This is a genomic window from Bacillus chungangensis, from assembly GCF_030812995.1.
Lineage (GTDB): Bacteria > Bacillota > Bacilli > Bacillales > Bacillaceae_C > Bacillus_CF > Bacillus_CF chungangensis.
In genome coordinates, this window is sequence record NZ_JAUSTT010000004.1 from 152,553 (window position 1) to 169,383 (window position 16,831).

Consider the following 16,831-nt stretch of genomic DNA (forward strand, 5'->3'; position numbering starts at 1 on the left):
TATATCACCATTCCCTCTTTATGATTTAATGAAAATGATTTTGAGAAAGGATACTTGGATTTCTTAGTGCATATTGAAATAATGCAAAATGAAGCTCAGCGTCTGTTGTCAGTTCCCCTATTCTGACAAGTTCATAGCATTTCTTAATGGAAATAGATATTGTTTCGATCTTTTCATATTCTTCTAACATGGGAACAGAAATATCAATAATTTCTTCTGTAAAAAAAACATGGGTTTCTTCATTTGTTACCCAAGGAGAGGGATGAATCTTTCCATAATACTCCAACTTCCCGCACCGTATGCCTGTTTCTTCCAACAGCTCTCTACGTGCAGCGGTTTCAAATTCTTCATCATCTTCCACTTTCCCGCCTGGCAATTGAATAATGTATTGCTCAAGCGGTTGGCGATACTGTCTAATAAAAATAAATTGATCATGATGTTGGACTAATATAACAATAGATGCCGGGCTTCTCCTGACAAAAGTGAGACGATCGTTCCCTTTTAAATCGACGTTTATATAGTCGTTTGCAAATATCTGTTTTATCTTCATTCTCCCTTTCCCCTTTCTAGCAGAAAACCACGCTACAAATTTTCCCCCTGAAGATACGTGTTCTATCTACCGAATGAAATTGGCGAACAGTTAGCTTCTTTTTTTAAACAGCATCGTAAGTGAATGGGGAAGAAAGCCAAACCAGCGTAGTAAAAATGGCGCTCGTTCTTCTTTCCGCTGAATTCGCTGCTGCTTTCGATCTTTTTTTGAAACCTCAAAATGCTTGATAAAGGTTTCCGTAATAAACTTCACATAATCATTTGTAGACATGTAAACTTCACCACCATTATTTTTTCAAAGCATTTCCGAAAGCAGCGCTATTTATTCATTTAAACATTGAAAGTGAAGAAATACGAACATCAACAAGTTCTCTTTGTAATATCCTCTATTGTCTGTACAGTTTCTTGTATCGTTAGTGAAGTAGTATCGATGATGATATTCGCACTTTGTTCATAGAAAGGCAGACGTTTTTTGTAAATATCGATAATATCTTCTGGTGTTTTTTCTTTAATGATAGGTCTTGTACAATCGTCCTTTAATCGATCTAAAAAAACCTTTGGCTCGCATTTTAAAAAGAAAGTTCGTCCACTCTTTTTTAATAGCTGGCGATTTTCCTCTAATAAAATGATTCCTCCTCCTGTTGTAATCACTCCCCGCTGCTGAACAAGCTTTTTCAGCATATTTTTTTCTAAACTGCGAAAATAAGCTTCCCCATTTTCTGCAAAAATTTCTGGAATAGTCTTTTGTTCTGCTTCTACAATACATGCATCTGTATCATAAACGGGACAATTCCATGCATCTGCCAGAGTTTCTCCAACAGTTGTCTTGCCAGCCCCCATAAAACCAATTAAAAATACTTGCAACAATATTTCTGTCTCCTCTCAACGTTCCAGCATTCGACGTTCTCTTTTATTATAATGTAATTGTTTCGTCATTGTATGATCCAGTTGATTTTCTATTAATAGTGTGACTGTGTATGCTTCTTTGTTAGTTGGCTCCATCTCAAATAAAACATAGCCCTCTTCAAAATAAAACGTTCCTTTTTTAAATGTAACCTGATCACCCTCTCTCTCCTCTTCTAGCTGTATTTTTTTGATAGCGTGAGCAGCCATCGTTTCCAACTGATAATAAGCTTCGATTTCCCCAATAAATAAGAGATCGTTTATATATATTTCTATTGCTGCTGCAACAATAAGCAGTATGATAAACGAGAAGAAAAGAGTAAAGGGAAAAATGCCTCCGCGTTCATTCATACGTATCCGATCCCCCTTTCTTTTCTCCATTCTCTCCTTGCACTTGCTCTTTTTTATTCTCCTGTTCTTGTTTCTCTTCTATTATTTCCTTCTTCTCTACTGTTTGCGGAGGTGATAAAGCAAATGATGCATCCTTTTGGATACCGTTCGTAAAAGTTACAAATAAGTGTAGCATATGGCCATCAAGTGTAAAAGAATGAGAAGAAACATTCTGCAAAACGATTTCATGACCAGCATCTGCAACTCTGCGACGCAGCACTTCTCCATAGCCTTCATAAGAAACAAGACGGCCATCCACTTCTATATCCAGTTGGTTTGTTTGTACAAACCAGTATGATGCTCGTTTCGTTTCCTTCTGCAGCTGAATAATAAAAATATGCCATTCGTAATCTGTGTCTGTTTCTAGTGCCCGTTCTATTGAAGTATATGCTTTGAGGATAAGGGGGAAAAACAACATGATCAAGCCGACAATCAGCATTGTAAAAATGGTTTCCAGCATTGTAAAGCCAGCCTGTTCACTACTGTCCTGACATGCACTTTTGCTTCTTATCATAAACAACACACGCCCTCCATTCTATCCCTGTATAGCTGTCGATCTTTAACTGGTAGTGTGTGTTTTCAACCTCCTTCTCTAATTCAAATGGGACACCTGTTGCTAAAAAAGCTTCTACTTGCTCATAAAGAAGGCGAGACGCAGTCATAGATTTTTTTTCAGCTTCTAATTTTATCATCATTTTAAAAAGCAGCGGGAAGATAAAGGTAGTCATCAACATGATAAAACTAAAAGACAGCAGCGCTTCGATAACAGAAAAACCATTTTCATTCTTGAACACGAAATCTCCCTCTTCCAATGTAAAAAATAATTTTCGTCGTACCACGAGGTGTATGAAAAGTCATCGTTCCAAATTTTGTGATGTTACCATCAGCTCGAAAATAAATGGAATGAAGTGATGAATTTCCAACTGTTACAGATGATGGAATTTGTCGCTCAATTATTATTTCTTGACCCAATGGTTTGATCCAATACGTATCTGAGAAAGGCAATATTTTTACATTTACTGCCTGTTGATGGCTCATTGCATAGCTTTGAGCGTAAAATAAATCTGACTTCAGCTGGGTAAAGAAGAGATGGCGCTCAAGCGAATCCCATATAGACTTTAGTCCAATTACGCTAAAAGAAAGCAACATTACCGTAACGGCTACAACAAAAAGCAATTCTAAAAGAGTAAAGCCGTTATTTTTGGATAAAATATCTTTCGTCATGATGCATTGCTTTCAGCACTTACCATTCCATCATGATCAATCATAATTTGTTCACCATTCGGGCAACTTTTTTGCTCCTCCGTTAAATAGCCTTCACTAACTAATTCTGTTAAACTAGGGACTTCCCTAGTCTTTTTTTCAATTTGATAAGCTTGAACTTGTCCCTGCACCATATGAACAAAAGCATCACAGCCTTTTTTTCCAATTGATTTACTTTGATTGACAATATTCGGGATAGCAATAAAAAGCAACACCGTAATAATCAAAAGTACGACGAGCATCTCTATTAGTGTAAAGCCGTTTTCATTTTTCATCTTTTTTCCCTCCATTAAAATCTGTTAAGCATTTGAAACATAGGCAATAAAATAGACATGTATACGGCAATGACTAATAAACCAATGAATACCAACATCAATGGCTGCATAAAAAAGAAAAGCTTCTTTATTTTCTCTTCCATTCTTTGCATGCAATAATGACTATAATAAAGCAATTCTTGGGTAAGAAGCCCGCTTTTTTCTCCATGCTGCACAATGACAGCGAATTCTTTTTCTAAATATTGCAAATGAGAAAAACTTGAGGAAAGTGAGTGTCCTAGTTTTAGCAGCTCTCTTAACTTTTTAGCTGTTTCCTCTAAAAGTGGACGAAGATTTTGTAAGGTCATCATGGATAAGATTTCATTCACAGCAAATCCTTTTTTGAGGAGGAAACTCCACTCGCGGGCCAAAAATTGGCTCATATAAAGCTGGTAGTACGTTCCTATATACGGTATTTTTCCAAACCATTGCGCTTTTTGCAAAGCCGTTTTTCTTCTTAATAGAAACATTGCCATCAAGAGAACCAGCAGGAGCAGCAACATCGTACAAATAAAATATGTTGGAATGTTTTTCATGACGTGAAGAAGCAATTGTGTGTGGTGATTCGGCCGAATGGAGATTGATTGATACATTTGCTCAAAGCGCGGAAGCAGTAATTGATTTAATAACACCATCACAAAACTGATGGTGAATAAAAGCACAACTGGATATTGACATAGTTTTAACAATGTTCGCCGATCTTCTGAACGCTTTTGTAAATAATCACCAGCATGCTGCAGCGTTTCATCTAAATATCCGTGTTGAGCGGCAAAATTAATTTGCATGCAAGCTCTCCGGTCAAAGCCGTGATAATGAAGTACTTCGAATAACTGATCGCCTCGTTGTAATTGGCCAAGCATTTTTTCATATGTTTGCTTGCTGCGTTCATCCACTTTGCCAAGAAACCGAATGCCTTCTGCAAGTGTAAAACCATTCTTGAGCATATCCCCCAATCTACTAAGGAATATCCCTTGCTGCTTCAATGTCTGCCTTTTTTTCCTCCTGCTCAAATATCCAGCGATTATATTCTGTTTTTGAAATATAGCCAAGTGCTAACCCCTTTCTGAGCCAATCCTTTAATGTTTGGTAACAATATGTGACGTGCTTGCCATTTGCCTCTAGTAGAACTTGTTGTAATGCTTTTCCTTGCAACAGCTCATAAACAGCTGCTCGCTTATGGCGAAGCTGGCAGTAACAATGCGGAGAGCAATGTTCTCCACAAAAAGGACAAAGAAGAGATACTAACCTTTGAGCGGTAACTGCAACCAATGTTTGTTCAATTTCATGCCATTTTATACCCAGCTCCATTAATCGGTAAATTGCTCCTTTCGCATCCCTCGTGTGTAGTGTGGAAATGACTAAGTGACCTGTTAAACTTGCTTGAATCGCGATCTTTGCTGTTTCAGCATCTCTAATTTCGCCAACAAGAATAATATCAGGATCATGGCGCAATATCGCCTTCAATCCCGCGCTATAAGTAACACCTGCTTTTTCATTCACCTGCACTTGTAAAAAATAATCATTTTGTTTTTCCACTGGATCTTCAAGCGTAATGACATTTCGATGTAAAGAGGTCGAACAATTTTCTACGAGGCTGTACATTGTTGAGGATTTTCCGCTGCCAGTTGGCCCCGTAAAAAGTATTAACCCGTGGGCATGCATAAATAGTGCCATTAACTTTTTTGCATTTTGAGGAAATAAAGCAGCCTTTTCAATTGAAAGATTTTCATCGAGTGCTAAAATACGAATAACGAGACTTTCTTGGAAACGTGCGGTTGGAAGTGTTGATACTCTCAGGGAGGCAATTGTATCAGCAGTTTGATACGGAAGAGAACCACTTTGAGGCTTTCTTTTTTCACTGATATCCATCGAAGCCATAAATTTAAAATGGGAAATGAGCCTCTCACCTGCTTCTAGAGGAATTTTTCGATAGGGAAAAAGTTTTCCATCAAGCCGAAATTGCAGATGGCATCCATCCTTGCGAGGAATGATATGAATATCAGTTGCCTGCTTCTTTACTGCTTGAGTAAGCAGCATATCAGCAATTTTTTCTATTGTCATTTTAAAAAATAACACCACCTTTCTTTTTGCTTAAATATTTATTTCGACATAAATCTTTATTTTCCTTCTTTTATTTTTTATTAAAAAAGTACTCCAGAACCCTTGTTTTATCCTGATTTCACAGTTTTTAACTTTGCCCCCTTGTTCTGCGTATTAATATTGACATGTTTGTGAACGTGATAAATGTGTGCGTTTTTTCATATCAATTATTTAATTTCAATAATATAATAGTATTTAAGTAAATGTATTGTTTTCTCATAGAGATTAAATGGAAAGGTCGACAGGAGCTTTTTACTCTCGTATTGCTTAGTTTTATAGCGAAGAAATGAAGCAAAAAAAGAAAATCTGAGGTGAAAATGGTGGAAAGTACACTTAAATTAACGAATGCATTGGCAGATCCTACACGCTTTACCATTTATCAATATATTGTTCAAAATAAAAAAGAAGTGACTGTTCAAGATATTGCAGATGAATTTAATATTCATCCAAATGTTGCTCGCCTGCATTTATCAAAACTAGCGGATGTAAAAGTTGTGGATACTGCGTTAAAGAAAACAGGGAGAGGCGGACGTCCAGGACGAGTATATAAATTATCAGAGAAAGTTGTACAACTTTCTTTTCCACACCGCGACTATCAATTATTAGCCAATATAGCAATTGAAGCCCTGGCTTCACTTCAAAAGCTTGGAAAAGATGCATTCTTAGAAGCAGCGAACAATATGGGAAAAACGTTAGTTGAAGAGCAAGTAAATAAATATCATAAAGGGAAAGACAATCTGTCACATGAAGAAAAAATCAACATTTTATCAGTTGTTTCTTCTTTAATTGGTTATTTCCCAACCTATCACGAGGAAGAAGGGCATTTCTCTTTCGAGGTTTACAATTGTCCTTTTTATGAAAGCATGAAAGAAAACGCGCTCATTTGCCAAGGGCACAACGCTTTCTTGCGGGGAGCATTTGAATATTTATTTGAAATTCAAAGTTTCCGGCAAGTAACTAAGATTTCCCAAGGTTGTGAAAATTGCCTTTATCATCTAATCGTCACAAACGAGAATTAAACTTTGTTTACAAATTGCGCTACTCTGCTTTATAATATGAGGTGGACTTATGGTGAGAAGGGGAGGGATACAATTGGATCGTATGTACAGAGTATTAGGATTTTGGACTGCAATTTTTGCAGTAATGTTCTACTTAGGTGATAAAGGGGTCGTATCTCTTATTTTTCTAGGTCAAACCGGTTTCTTCGTATTATTAAGCTATTTAAAATTAACAGAGCGTATGTATATGTACGTATTTGGCGCATACTTAACAGTATTTTTCGCTGGATTTACGTACTATACCACTTTTATGATGGCACCAGGTGGCGGACTCTAAATGATCCTTATCACTTAAAAGAGGTTGCTCCATTAGTCAGTATAACTGACTAATGGACAGCCTTTTTTGTTTTTTTCTGTAAAAATCACTCAAAATATTAGCATTTTCTGTTTCTACCTTTTCCCTCTTTAGGCTCAGAAAACCATAGAATGCCTGTTCAAAAAGTCTCATTTTTTTAAAAGTGTAAAATACGCTCACTTCCCCCTTTTTTACCACAATTTTCATCATTATCACTTTCAAATTGAAACTTTTTCTTTTTTTATTCGTATAAATTGGAAGAACTCAGAAAGAAGGAAGGGATAAAATGTCAAATGATGCGTTAATTGTTGAAGGTATTACAAAAAGAATTGGTGCAAAAAAAATAGTCGATGATGTTCATTTTCAAGTTAAAAAGGGCGAAATTTTTGGTTTGCTTGGCCCTAATGGTGCCGGAAAAACGACTATTATTAGAATGATCGTCGGACTCATCAATCGCACCTCAGGAAAAGTGCATGTCAATGGATATGATCTCGATTCCGATTATAACGAGGTATTGAACAACATTGGAGCCATTGTCGAAAATCCTGAATTTTATGGTTACATGTCTGGCTACAAAAATCTTCTTCATTATGCAAGGATGGCGCGACAGGTCATTTCCAAAGAAAGAATAGCGGAAGTAGTGCGCCTCGTTCACCTAGAGGATGCATTGAACCAAAAAGTAAAAACCTATTCCTTAGGAATGAGGCAAAGATTAGGGGTTGCACAAGCAATCTTACATAGCCCAGCGATTTTAATTCTCGATGAACCGACAAATGGACTTGATCCGAAAGGAATGAAAGAGTTTAGAAATTATCTTCGAGAGTTGGCCAATCAAGGTACATCCGTCTTGGTTTCTTCACACTTGCTTTCAGAAATGCAGCTCATGTGCGATCGCTTTGCCATCATTGAAAAAGGAAAACTGATTCATATTGAAGCGATCGATGAAGCAGCAGAATTGGAAGAAGAAACACTTCAAGAAGTAACTTTTACGTTAAACAATAGCAAAAAAGCGAACGATATTTTAGCTGCAAACAATAAAATAATTACGTCTATTAATGAGAACCAGATGTCTCTCTCACTTCCTTATCATGACATTGCAGAAATAAACCGTTTGTTAGTAGAAGCTGGCTGTGATATTTATGAAATAACCGTAACAAAGAAAACATTGGAAGACCGCTTCCTGGAAATTACAAACAAAGAAAAAGAGGTGGTCAAATCATGATCTCTTTAATTCGAAATGAAATGATGAAAATCTTTTCCAGAGCCAGTTCATGGATCTATATGCTCATTATTGTCGCAGTTGTTTTCCTTTTTGGACTCGTCTTTAGAGGAGATCCCATTCTCGGAAAAGGAACTGAAACCACTTGGGACTTTATGCATATTTCCATTATGATTGGCATGCTTGTTACACTTTTTAGTGTCATTGTATCTAGTGGAAACGTAGCTGCTGAGTTTTCAAGAGGAACGATTAAACAACTGTTAATCCGCCCACATGCCCGGTGGAAAATTCTATTATCCAAATATATTGCGGTTACGATTTATTCGTTTTTGCTACTGCTCGTGCTCTACCTTTCCAGCTATTTAATCGGAAGTATTCTGTTTGAAAAAGCAGCATTCGCTGCTAGTGAAAGCTTCTTTCAAAAAGCAGCGCTTTACGTTCCTAGTTTGATCATTAGTACAGCTATCGCCTTTATGCTGTCGACACTTTTTAGGAACCAAGCGCTTGCAGTAGGAGTTGGAATTTTTGTATTATGGATTTCTTCGACTCTAAATAGCCTTTTAATTTTGCTAATGCACAAATTCGCTTGGGTCAAGCTTCTCATTTTCTCTCATATGAATTTAACTGTTTATGCGACACAGCCAGAGTTGATTAGCGGAGTGAATTTAACCTTTTCTATCATCGTATTAAGCTGCTACTATTTTATTTTCATGTTGTTAACCTTTTTCTTTTTTCAAAAAAGAGATGTTTCCTTTTGATTATTGCCAAAAAAGCTATAACAGATTTAGGACTGTCCATTGTTTTTGGACAGTTTCTTTTTATCCCACATTTAACTGGCAGTTATTCTCCCCACCTCCATGAGTTAGAGGGATCAGAAGCGTTCGGTTGGGGAGAACTAAAAAAGAAAAAGCGGCTTCCTTTTTCGAGGTCGCTCTTCCTTTCCAGTGAGAGAGTGGAGATCCCTCGCTGATGAAGTTTCATTTCTTTTCGGGAAAGTGCTATTTTATCACTAGCTATTGCCTTCAGCGTTGTGACAGCAGGCCTTTCATCTACTTTTCCACGTTTCCCCAGCATGCCGATACTTCTTCTCTATGAAAAGCCATGTAGAAAAGGATTTGAATCCATTTCGTTCTCTACAGATGTAACCGGTCCATGCCCTGGGAGAACAAGCGTATTTTCTGGCAATGTGAGCAGCTTATCATGGATGCTCTGTAATAATTGGTTATGATTGCCACCACGTAAATCGGTACGGCCAATGCTTTCCATAAAAAGCGTATCTCCAGCACAAACCGCCTCTGTTTCCTGTGAATAATACGACACACTGCCAGGAGAGTGCCCAGGTGTTTCAAAGACCTGCAATTTAAAATCACCTATACGCAAGGTTTGTTCCGCATCAAGCAGTTTATCAGCTGGCGCTTTTGCTTGCACATCAAATCCAAAGCGGGAAGAGCCATTTAAATTTGCATCCAGCAGCCATTTTGCTTCGTTTTTATGGAGATAGACTGGTATGTTAAAATGCTCTCTTACATCATCTACAGCCCCAATATGATCGAAGTGGGCATGTGTTAAAAGAATAGCGAGCGGCTGCAACGCCTCCTTTGCCAATAAAGTAAGAAGCTTATTCCCTTCCCCTCCCGGATCAAAAATAAGGCATTCTTTATGTTCATTCAATAATAGATAACAATTCGTTTGCAACGGCCCTAATGGAACTTGCTTCCAGTTCATTGTTATTTCCTCCTACCATCTTCTTTCTTCCAAAACACGTTCTCGATTCATTTTATCATGGAAAATCAACAATGATAAGGAAGTTGAACATGTTCGACAAATAAGTGTCACTTATTATACTCGACAAACACTATAACTACCTGTAAAATATGAGTATATGTATAAAAGACATTATAAGTTAAAAGTAAGCAACTGAAAGGGGTACATAAAACATGGGGACAGCAATTATTTTTGCTTTAGTGGCGATACTAGCATTATTTGGTTTTCTTAGTGCATTAAAAAACAAAAATATTCTTGGATTTATTTTCGGTTTTGGTACGTTTGCAGTATTTGGCTTTTTCTCATTGATGACTTTCATTAAATCTGGATTTCCAGCATAATAAAAAACCGCATATAGGAACGTTCTCATAAGGAGTGTCGCAAAAACACTGATAAATAAAGGGGATAGCCATAAAAAGTTATGTAACAAAAATTGAATCGAAAATAGGTATTGAAATTTAATTTCAATACCTATTTTTTTGCATAAATAGATATTTCTAAAGGATGTAATAATAAATAGGTAAATTTAAAAAATACAATTTCAGGACGAGCCAGCGGTGTGCAAAGCGAAAGATGAAAGGCTTTTTAGAAACAGATGTCAGTGCGATAACAATTCCAGAAAATGTTAATAGTGACAATGGCGTAACCATTGCAGCGCTAAAATGCTGTCATTTTTCTCTCATATCATTCCTCTTATTTATTTCTATTTATCTATACTTCTAATCCCCTAAATATATCCCTTTATCCCGCATATACGGGGGCAGTAAGACTCCCACCTCAAGCTTCTGAGAACTAAGAAAGAAGATAGGTGAGAGATAACTGGCCGTAAAAGTCCGATTGGTTCGGGCCTACAGGATAAGGAAACATCGCACGAAGAAAAAACGGTTTCTTTTTCGAGGACGTCGCGATTTTAGCTTGAGATCCTTAGTATGGGGGGATGAAAGAAAACCCCTACTGAAAAAAGTTTCACTTTATTGAGAAAGCTCACGTCTCCCTGTAAAGTAATTCAATCCTTTACCTGCGAAAGGCATTAAAGATTGTGTGACTGCTCCCATACAAAATGTGCTTAATATTGTGCCTAATCCTAAATTAGAGAAATCTTTTAGAATAAATCCAAATGCTAATGCCAAACATAATGCACATGTATCTGCAATTGTTTTCACACTCTTATATTGAAAAGAAAATGTATCTACTATGGAGAAAACAAACGTTTCTGTATGGTTTTTTGGAAGGTGTGTAACAAAAATCATCGCTGAACCAAAAGCGATAATAAATAACCCTAATAACAAAATTGTTAATCTTCCCATTATATTCTCAATCTCCATAGAATCAAAAACGATATAGTACCAAAAATCAATAAACTTTCCTGTAATAAAGGCAACAAACATTACTTTAATATCCGGAAATTGTCTTTTGATCATACTTGCTGCTAAAACAAGTACAACAGCAATGATGAATAGCCAAATCCCCATAGTAATTGATGTCATTTTGTATAAGTTTTGTACTAAGGCATCCCATCCTCCAGCTCCCAGCTCACTTAACAATGTTAAAGTTACTCCTAATGATAAAAGAATATATCCTGCTATATAATAAATAATTCTTTTTGCCAACATAAATAAAATTTCCTCTCATATTTGATTATACGTAAGAACGGACAATCTGATAAAAACTTCATTTTACTTGAAGTTTTCATGATTGTCCGTTGTTTAGGGGTATGAGAAATGGTTTCTCACACCCCGATTCATTGTATTAATAACCTTTTATTTCTCTACTACTAGAATCTTATCTTTAGATGTTACCATTTTTTTAGAGTTAACTATTTTCACTGATTTTATCTCAGGTACCACAGTAATTACCGTAGTATCTTTACCTCTTTCCGTTAAAAGTTGATTATCCATTTTTGCTAGACGATCACCCTTTTGAACATACTCATTTTCACTTACAAACAATTCAAAGCCTTCCCCTTTTAAATTAACAGTGTCTATTCCCATATGAATTAAAACGGATGCACCTTGATCTGTTGTAATTGTTATAGCATGCTTCGTTGGAAAGATATTGGTAATTTCCCCATCAATAGGAGCTACTATTTCTCCATTATGTTGGCCGATAGCAAAACCTTCTCCTACCATTTTTGAAGAAAAGACTTCATCTTGAACTTCCTCTAGCGGAATAAATTCACCGTTTGCTACTGCATATAATGTAGGTTTCTTTTTTTTAAAAAACATTTGTATCACTATCCTTGCCTAGTTTCAGCGGCTAGCTTACTGTGGAAAAATAATTTCCGACCTAAGCTGAATAAGCCGCCTCCACTTTTCTTTTTTACTTTAATTCTGGCCAATAACCTTTGTTGGCTTCAATCATTTCATCTAATACAATTTTTGCAACTCTTGCTGATGGACAAGTTCTATTTAGGGTAAAGGCTTGTAAAGCTTTTTGATAAGATCCTTCAAAGAATGAATCTACTAATAACTTTTCCGCTGCTACTTGTGCTTCCATTAATCCTTTATGGAAATCAGGAATTGGTTTTAGTGAAACAGGCTCTGCACCTATAGCTCCAATGTAAGCAGGTACTTCAACCACTGCATCTTGACGTAAGTTTGGTATTGCACCATTATTAGGAACAATCACCATAAATCTGCGGTTCTCATCATTTAGAATTGAAGTTGCGATATCAACAATATATTGGCCATGTTCACCAAAGTTGAAGTTTAATACGTTATCTTCAACACCTTGGCGAATTTTTTCAGCCATTTCTTTTGTATTTTTCTCACGGCCATCCATTACCATGTTCGCTCTTGTATAATTTTTATCTGCATGCTCTACAACCATATCAGGGTATAAATAATATTCTAAGTAGTTATTTGGAACATTAGTTGGGAAGTTTTTCGTAATGACAGACATCATACTAAATGCTTCCTGCCAAGTTTTATCACCTGCATTAAAGTCTGCAACCTGCATTTCCTGATTTACTAATTTATCAATAATTTCAGGCATAATGTCACGACCTAATGACTTGTCATAAATCTTTCTATACCATCCAAAATGATTCAAACCATAATATTCACAAATCCATTCTTTTCGATTATAACCATAGTTGTGAGCAATCGTTTCTTCAATAGAAATTGTCATGTCACACACATTAATCATTTTAATGTCTGGGAACTTTCTTCTTATCGCTTCTGAAATAATAGATTCTGGATTTGTATAGTTTAATATCCAAGCTTCTGGTGCATATTTCTGTACATGTGATACAACTTCTAAAAGACCTCCCATTGATCTCATTCCATATGCAAATCCACCTAATCCACAAGTTTCTTGTCCTACTAAACCATTTTTTAAGCAGATTTTTTCATCCTGTTCGCGCATTTTCAGACCACCTACACGAATTTGAGAGAAAACGAAGTCACATCCAGCAAAAGCCTCTTCTGGATTCTCTGTTGAAAGTAAATGAACGCCTGCAAAACCTTCTTTTTTCAACATATATTGAATAATAAGAAACATATCATCATTTCTTTGTTTATCATTATCATATAGACGTATCTCTTTTACTGGTAGTCTATCTGCATTGTTTAATACTGCTTGAATAATTCCCGGTGTATAAGTACTACCTCCACCAGCGATTGTAATTACTAGTCCTTTTGTTGTATTTGTCATTTTTTTCGTCCACCTTTTCTATTAATTGCTTTGTATTAGCTTGTTTAATTCTTCCATTACATAAGTCACTTCTAATCCAATAATAATTTGATAATTTGTTTCAGTAGGCTTAATCATACCACTTATCCCTAATTGTTTAATTCTTTGCTCATCAACAACTGAAGGATCCTTCACTTCTACTCTTAGACGAGTGTTACAGCTAAATGCGTCTTCAATATTTCCAACTCCCCCAAGAGCATCCAATAACTTCTTAGCCATATATGCATAGTTTTTACTTGCTAAAGAAATATCTTTTTCTGATTCATCAGCTTCATCAGCGTACTCTTTTTCTTCTTCCCGACCTAAAGTAGGTATATTTTTCTTTTTAATCAAATAGTAGAATGTGAAATAGTACAAGAAGAAGAATGCAATTCCGACTGGGATAATCAATAATGGGTTTGTAGCAATTCGGAAGTTTATTAAATAGTCAATGATACAAGCCCCAAAAGTAAAGCCAATTCGAATGTCCAAGAGATACGTAACAATACCAGCTAATCCTGCAAACAGCGCATGAACTGTATATAACAATGGAGAAATAAACATGAAACTAAATTCTACCGGCTCTGTTATATTAGCTACAAAAGAAGTAGCAGCTCCACTTCCCATTGTACCTTTTACCATCTCACGCTTTTCCTTAAATGCTGCACGATAAATAGCAAGACAGATTCCCGGAACACCAAACATCATCACAATAAAGAATCCGGATAAAAATAACCCTGCACTTGGATCTCCATTAATAAAACGAGTAATTTCTCCTCTAAATACTTCTCCGCTTGGTGAAGTATAGCTACCTAAATCAAAGTAAACATATGTATTTAATACATGATGTAAACCGAATGGAATCAAAATACGATTCAAGAACATATAAATACCTACACCTAGCGCTCCCATACCAACTAACATTGCTGCAAAACTATCAATTCCATTTTGAATAATTGGCCAAATGATTCCAAAAATAGCTGCCGAAATTGTTTGAAGGATCATAACCATTGTCAGTGGAAATTTTTCTCCTGCAAAGAAAGAAAAAATCATTGGCAGTTTTTGATTTTTAAAACGATTATAAGTCCATGCCGCCACTAAACCTGATATAATACCGCCAAATATCCCCATATTTACATCAGGATTCATAATTTCTAATCCTTTTTGTAATGTAGCAATTGCTAAAAACCCAGTAAGTGCTGGAATTGCTTTATCCTTTGCTTTAGCAAATCCAATTGCTACACCAATTGCAAATAAAATATCTAAGTTCCCAAATATTGCATTACCTGCTGCTCCAAGAATTGCAATATTCAGCATATCATCAGCAGCCAGCCTCATAATTAACCCTGCAAATGGCATTGCAGCTACTGGAAGCAACATTGCTTTCCCTAGTTTTTGAATCCCTGCTTTAAAACTACTCACTCTTTTCCCCTCCTTAAATATCATCTTTAAATGTGATGAAAGTTTACTAATTGGATATCTTTATCAGACTGCATCATTTCTGCAAATTTTGACTGAATTAAAAAGGTCGTTTGATAAGCTCGAGGAATAACAAAGCTAGACCCTGTTAATAACGCTTCATCAATATAAGCTGGATGACACATAATTTCTATAGACTCTGTATTTTTTAACTTTACAATAAGTTTATCGAGATACTCTTCAAGGGAAGTCCCTACATACTCCATTGAGTTTTCCGGCTCTCCAACAATATCAAAGTATGGTTCAAAACAAGCAGTGCTTTTGACCTTATCTTTCCGTTCAAAATTTCCTCTTACAGGCAAATCATATTTTTTAGCCAGTTCAACAACAACCTTTTGATTGTCTGAAAATGTATGAGTGTGATGATGGCTATCCAAATGACTAGGAATAATTCCTGAACGGTATACTTTTTGAATTTGCGTATCCCACTCTTGATACAATTCATCTAAATCAATTTGAAATTCTTCTTGATAAAAAGATAACTTTTTAAAATTACCGTTTTCAATTAATGAATCTACGTTCTGTAACAATGGCTTTCCGCATGTCAATGTCAAATGAACACCTATTCCTAACCCCGGAAATTCCTTGCTTAAAGAAACAGCATGATCGAAGCCCGGCATATTAGCCATAAGCGTTGTTGATGTTAAAATCCCTTTCGAATATGCATCAACAATTCCATAATTCACTCCCTCGCTATATCCAAAATCATCTGCATTGAAAATTACTTTTCCCACTTCACTCACTTCCTCCTAATGTAAAAAATTATAAAAAATAACCTAATTAGAAGATTTTTTAGGAGTATTTTCCTAAACTTTTTCTTCTAATTAGGTTATGCCTACCAAATAGTTACACCCTAATATAGAGATTACTTTAATTGAATGCGATTTAAATATTATTACTAATATAAAAAATGACCTAATTAGAAGATTTTAGGTTCTTCTAATTAGGTCATGCCTACCGAATAGTTACACCCTAATATAGAGGTTATTTTAATGAATGCGATTTAAATGTATTGCCAAATAGTCAATCTCACTATTACTAATAACGATTTTATATTTTTCTTTAATCATATCAGCTATGTCTTTTGCAATCTGATAGCAATAAGTCTCTCTAAATTGTTTATCTAAAAAAGCAAATTTTTCCTCTGACAAATTTTCCGAATAAACGATTCTCTTGCATAAGAAACGTAAATGGATTAATAGTCGATTATAATGGAAAGAATCTGTATCAAATGTCAAATGATGCTTTGTTTCTATTAAGTCTAAAATGTTACTCATAATTTCCAACATTTTCAAGCTATTTTGACTGTCTCTTTCTCCAAGTACAGCATTTACAATATGCATTGTAATAAAACCAACCTCATTATCCCTGAATTCAGTATCGAATTCTTGATTGATTTTATTTACAACTACTGAAGCAACCTGAAATTCTTTTGGATACATCATCTTCATTTCCGGAAGCATAATTGCTGTAACTTGTGGATCATCCTTCTTTCTCTGAACTGCAAAGTATATATGCTCTGTCAATGCAATGTTGATATAAGGGTCTAGTTCTTGGTTTATTTCATTTGCAATAAACTCAATCATTCTTTCAGCAAATTCAATATATTCTAAAGGAGTCTGAGCAGCAAACTGCATAAAACGGTTACTTTTTTCTTTGGAATCTAATACAAAAATTTTATCTGCACACACTACATCAAATTCTTTATTGGGGTCTGTATGGAATCCTATTCCTTTACCCATCAAAATTTTCTCGATGCCATTATCTTCGACCAAAATTGCATTAGAATTAATTTTTTTTATTACAGATGCCACCTTATACAACT

23 protein-coding genes are annotated in these 16,831 nt (G+C 35.6%); 6 read left to right on the plus strand and 17 right to left on the minus strand.

Features of this window, described 5'->3' with window-relative positions:
• Positions 1–25: 25 nt before the first annotated feature.
• From J2S08_RS04950 to comGA, 10 genes are all read right to left on the minus strand, one after another.
• Positions 26–550 carry an NUDIX hydrolase gene (locus J2S08_RS04950; protein ID WP_307227223.1) on the minus strand — a complete coding sequence of 175 codons (525 nt, stop codon included), beginning with the start codon at positions 548–550 and terminating at the stop codon, positions 26–28.
• A 90-nt stretch (positions 551–640) separates the two neighbouring features.
• A complete protein-coding gene (locus tag J2S08_RS04955) occupies positions 641–820 on the minus strand; it encodes a YqzE family protein (RefSeq protein ID WP_307227225.1) in 180 nt (59 codons plus the stop codon).
• Between the two features lie 89 nt (positions 821–909).
• The gene (locus tag J2S08_RS04960; protein ID WP_307227226.1) at positions 910–1,416 is read right to left on the minus strand and encodes a shikimate kinase; all 507 of its coding nucleotides are present in this window, start codon (positions 1,414–1,416) and stop codon (positions 910–912) included.
• Between the two features lie 15 nt (positions 1,417–1,431).
• Positions 1,432–1,803 (minus strand): competence type IV pilus minor pilin ComGG, encoded by a 372-nt coding sequence (gene comGG, locus J2S08_RS04965; RefSeq protein WP_307227228.1) that lies wholly within the window; start codon positions 1,801–1,803, stop codon positions 1,432–1,434.
• A complete protein-coding gene (gene comGF, locus J2S08_RS04970; protein ID WP_307227348.1) occupies positions 1,796–2,356 on the minus strand; it encodes a competence type IV pilus minor pilin ComGF in 561 nt (186 codons plus the stop codon). The genes comGG and comGF overlap by 8 nt, the downstream gene beginning before the upstream one ends.
• A complete protein-coding gene (locus tag J2S08_RS04975) occupies positions 2,322–2,636 on the minus strand; it encodes a hypothetical protein (protein WP_307227230.1) in 315 nt (104 codons plus the stop codon). The genes comGF and J2S08_RS04975 overlap by 35 nt, the downstream gene beginning before the upstream one ends.
• Positions 2,623–3,066 (minus strand): competence type IV pilus minor pilin ComGD, encoded by a 444-nt coding sequence (gene comGD / locus J2S08_RS04980; protein ID WP_307227232.1) that lies wholly within the window; start codon positions 3,064–3,066, stop codon positions 2,623–2,625. The genes J2S08_RS04975 and comGD overlap by 14 nt, the downstream gene beginning before the upstream one ends.
• Positions 3,063–3,380, minus strand: coding sequence for a competence type IV pilus major pilin ComGC (gene comGC, locus J2S08_RS04985; protein ID WP_370875630.1), 318 nt, complete (start codon positions 3,378–3,380; stop codon positions 3,063–3,065). The genes comGD and comGC overlap by 4 nt, the downstream gene beginning before the upstream one ends.
• A gap of 14 nt (positions 3,381–3,394) precedes the next feature.
• Entirely contained in the window at positions 3,395–4,363 is a 969-nt protein-coding gene (gene comGB, locus J2S08_RS04990) for a competence type IV pilus assembly protein ComGB (protein WP_307227236.1), read from the minus strand.
• 13 nt (positions 4,364–4,376) lie between these two features.
• Positions 4,377–5,480 carry a competence type IV pilus ATPase ComGA gene (gene comGA, locus J2S08_RS04995; protein ID WP_307227238.1) on the minus strand — a complete coding sequence of 368 codons (1,104 nt, stop codon included), beginning with the start codon at positions 5,478–5,480 and terminating at the stop codon, positions 4,377–4,379.
• Positions 5,481–5,839: 359 nt separating this feature from the next.
• Here comGA and J2S08_RS05000 point away from each other — a divergent pair, with 359 nt between their 5' ends.
• From J2S08_RS05000 to J2S08_RS05020, 5 genes are all read left to right on the plus strand, one after another.
• Entirely contained in the window at positions 5,840–6,538 is a 699-nt protein-coding gene (locus J2S08_RS05000) for a helix-turn-helix transcriptional regulator (protein ID WP_307227240.1), read from the plus strand.
• A 73-nt stretch (positions 6,539–6,611) separates the two neighbouring features.
• Positions 6,612–6,854 (plus strand): DUF2626 domain-containing protein, encoded by a 243-nt coding sequence (locus J2S08_RS05005; RefSeq protein ID WP_307227242.1) that lies wholly within the window; start codon positions 6,612–6,614, stop codon positions 6,852–6,854.
• Between the two features lie 304 nt (positions 6,855–7,158).
• The gene (locus J2S08_RS05010) at positions 7,159–8,094 is read left to right on the plus strand and encodes an ABC transporter ATP-binding protein (protein ID WP_307227244.1); all 936 of its coding nucleotides are present in this window, start codon (positions 7,159–7,161) and stop codon (positions 8,092–8,094) included.
• Positions 8,091–8,849, plus strand: coding sequence for an ABC transporter permease (locus tag J2S08_RS05015; protein WP_307227246.1), 759 nt, complete (start codon positions 8,091–8,093; stop codon positions 8,847–8,849). The genes J2S08_RS05010 and J2S08_RS05015 overlap by 4 nt, the downstream gene beginning before the upstream one ends.
• Positions 8,846–9,061: a hypothetical protein gene (locus J2S08_RS05020; protein WP_307227248.1), complete on the plus strand. Its 216-nt coding sequence runs from the start codon at positions 8,846–8,848 to the stop codon at positions 9,059–9,061. The genes J2S08_RS05015 and J2S08_RS05020 overlap by 4 nt, the downstream gene beginning before the upstream one ends.
• Before the next feature lie 119 nt (positions 9,062–9,180).
• Here J2S08_RS05020 and J2S08_RS05025 read toward each other — a convergent pair whose 3' ends face one another.
• Positions 9,181–9,816 (minus strand): MBL fold metallo-hydrolase, encoded by a 636-nt coding sequence (locus J2S08_RS05025; protein WP_307227250.1) that lies wholly within the window; start codon positions 9,814–9,816, stop codon positions 9,181–9,183.
• Between the two features lie 212 nt (positions 9,817–10,028).
• Here J2S08_RS05025 and J2S08_RS05030 point away from each other — a divergent pair, with 212 nt between their 5' ends.
• On the plus strand, positions 10,029–10,196 hold the full coding sequence (locus J2S08_RS05030; protein ID WP_307227252.1) for a DUF2759 domain-containing protein: 168 nt from the start codon (positions 10,029–10,031) through the stop codon (positions 10,194–10,196).
• 630 nt (positions 10,197–10,826) lie between these two features.
• Here the strand turns inward: J2S08_RS05030 and J2S08_RS05035 are convergent.
• The 6 genes from J2S08_RS05035 to J2S08_RS05060 form a co-directional block, all read right to left on the minus strand.
• Entirely contained in the window at positions 10,827–11,468 is a 642-nt protein-coding gene (locus J2S08_RS05035; protein ID WP_307227254.1) for a YczE/YyaS/YitT family protein, read from the minus strand.
• A gap of 147 nt (positions 11,469–11,615) precedes the next feature.
• Positions 11,616–12,080 carry a PTS sugar transporter subunit IIA gene (locus J2S08_RS05040; protein ID WP_307227256.1) on the minus strand — a complete coding sequence of 155 codons (465 nt, stop codon included), beginning with the start codon at positions 12,078–12,080 and terminating at the stop codon, positions 11,616–11,618.
• Positions 12,081–12,174: 94 nt separating this feature from the next.
• Positions 12,175–13,509, minus strand: a complete 1,335-nt coding sequence (locus J2S08_RS05045; protein WP_307227258.1) for a family 4 glycosyl hydrolase — start codon at positions 13,507–13,509, stop codon at positions 12,175–12,177.
• Positions 13,510–13,530: 21 nt separating this feature from the next.
• The gene (locus J2S08_RS05050; protein WP_307227350.1) at positions 13,531–14,907 is read right to left on the minus strand and encodes a PTS transporter subunit EIIC; all 1,377 of its coding nucleotides are present in this window, start codon (positions 14,905–14,907) and stop codon (positions 13,531–13,533) included.
• Between the two features lie 68 nt (positions 14,908–14,975).
• Complete coding sequence (chbG, locus tag J2S08_RS05055) at positions 14,976–15,740, minus strand: chitin disaccharide deacetylase (protein ID WP_307227260.1); 765 nt, start codon at positions 15,738–15,740, stop codon at positions 14,976–14,978.
• A gap of 255 nt (positions 15,741–15,995) precedes the next feature.
• Complete coding sequence (locus J2S08_RS05060) at positions 15,996–16,820, minus strand: PRD domain-containing protein (RefSeq protein WP_307227262.1); 825 nt, start codon at positions 16,818–16,820, stop codon at positions 15,996–15,998.
• Positions 16,821–16,831 lie beyond the last annotated feature (11 nt).

Bases quoted from the DNA above. Each gene is read 5' to 3' on its own strand.
- J2S08_RS05025 (WP_307227250.1), bottom strand. From the start codon at position 9,816: ATGAACTGGAAGCAAGTTCCATTAGGGCCGTTGCAAACGAATTGTTAT.
- J2S08_RS04955 (WP_307227225.1), bottom strand. From the start codon at position 820: ATGTCTACAAATGATTATGTGAAGTTTATTACGGAAACCTTTATCAAG.
- comGG (WP_307227228.1), bottom strand. From the start codon at position 1,803: ATGAATGAACGCGGAGGCATTTTTCCCTTTACTCTTTTCTTCTCGTTT.
- J2S08_RS05030 (WP_307227252.1), top strand. From the start codon at position 10,029: ATGGGGACAGCAATTATTTTTGCTTTAGTGGCGATACTAGCATTATTT.
- comGD (WP_307227232.1), bottom strand. From the start codon at position 3,066: ATGACGAAAGATATTTTATCCAAAAATAACGGCTTTACTCTTTTAGAA.
- comGB (WP_307227236.1), bottom strand. From the start codon at position 4,363: ATGCTCAAGAATGGTTTTACACTTGCAGAAGGCATTCGGTTTCTTGGC.
- comGC (WP_370875630.1), bottom strand. From the start codon at position 3,380: ATGAAAAATGAAAACGGCTTTACACTAATAGAGATGCTCGTCGTACTT.
- J2S08_RS05015 (WP_307227246.1), top strand. From the start codon at position 8,091: ATGATCTCTTTAATTCGAAATGAAATGATGAAAATCTTTTCCAGAGCC.
- J2S08_RS05035 (WP_307227254.1), bottom strand. From the start codon at position 11,468: ATGTTGGCAAAAAGAATTATTTATTATATAGCAGGATATATTCTTTTA.
- J2S08_RS04950 (WP_307227223.1), bottom strand. From the start codon at position 550: ATGAAGATAAAACAGATATTTGCAAACGACTATATAAACGTCGATTTA.
- J2S08_RS05010 (WP_307227244.1), top strand. From the start codon at position 7,159: ATGTCAAATGATGCGTTAATTGTTGAAGGTATTACAAAAAGAATTGGT.
- J2S08_RS05040 (WP_307227256.1), bottom strand. From the start codon at position 12,080: ATGTTTTTTAAAAAAAAGAAACCTACATTATATGCAGTAGCAAACGGT.
- comGA (WP_307227238.1), bottom strand. From the start codon at position 5,480: ATGACAATAGAAAAAATTGCTGATATGCTGCTTACTCAAGCAGTAAAG.
- J2S08_RS05045 (WP_307227258.1), bottom strand. From the start codon at position 13,509: ATGACAAATACAACAAAAGGACTAGTAATTACAATCGCTGGTGGAGGT.
- comGF (WP_307227348.1), bottom strand. From the start codon at position 2,356: ATGATAAGAAGCAAAAGTGCATGTCAGGACAGTAGTGAACAGGCTGGC.
- J2S08_RS05050 (WP_307227350.1), bottom strand. From the start codon at position 14,907: ATGTTGCTTCCAGTAGCTGCAATGCCATTTGCAGGGTTAATTATGAGG.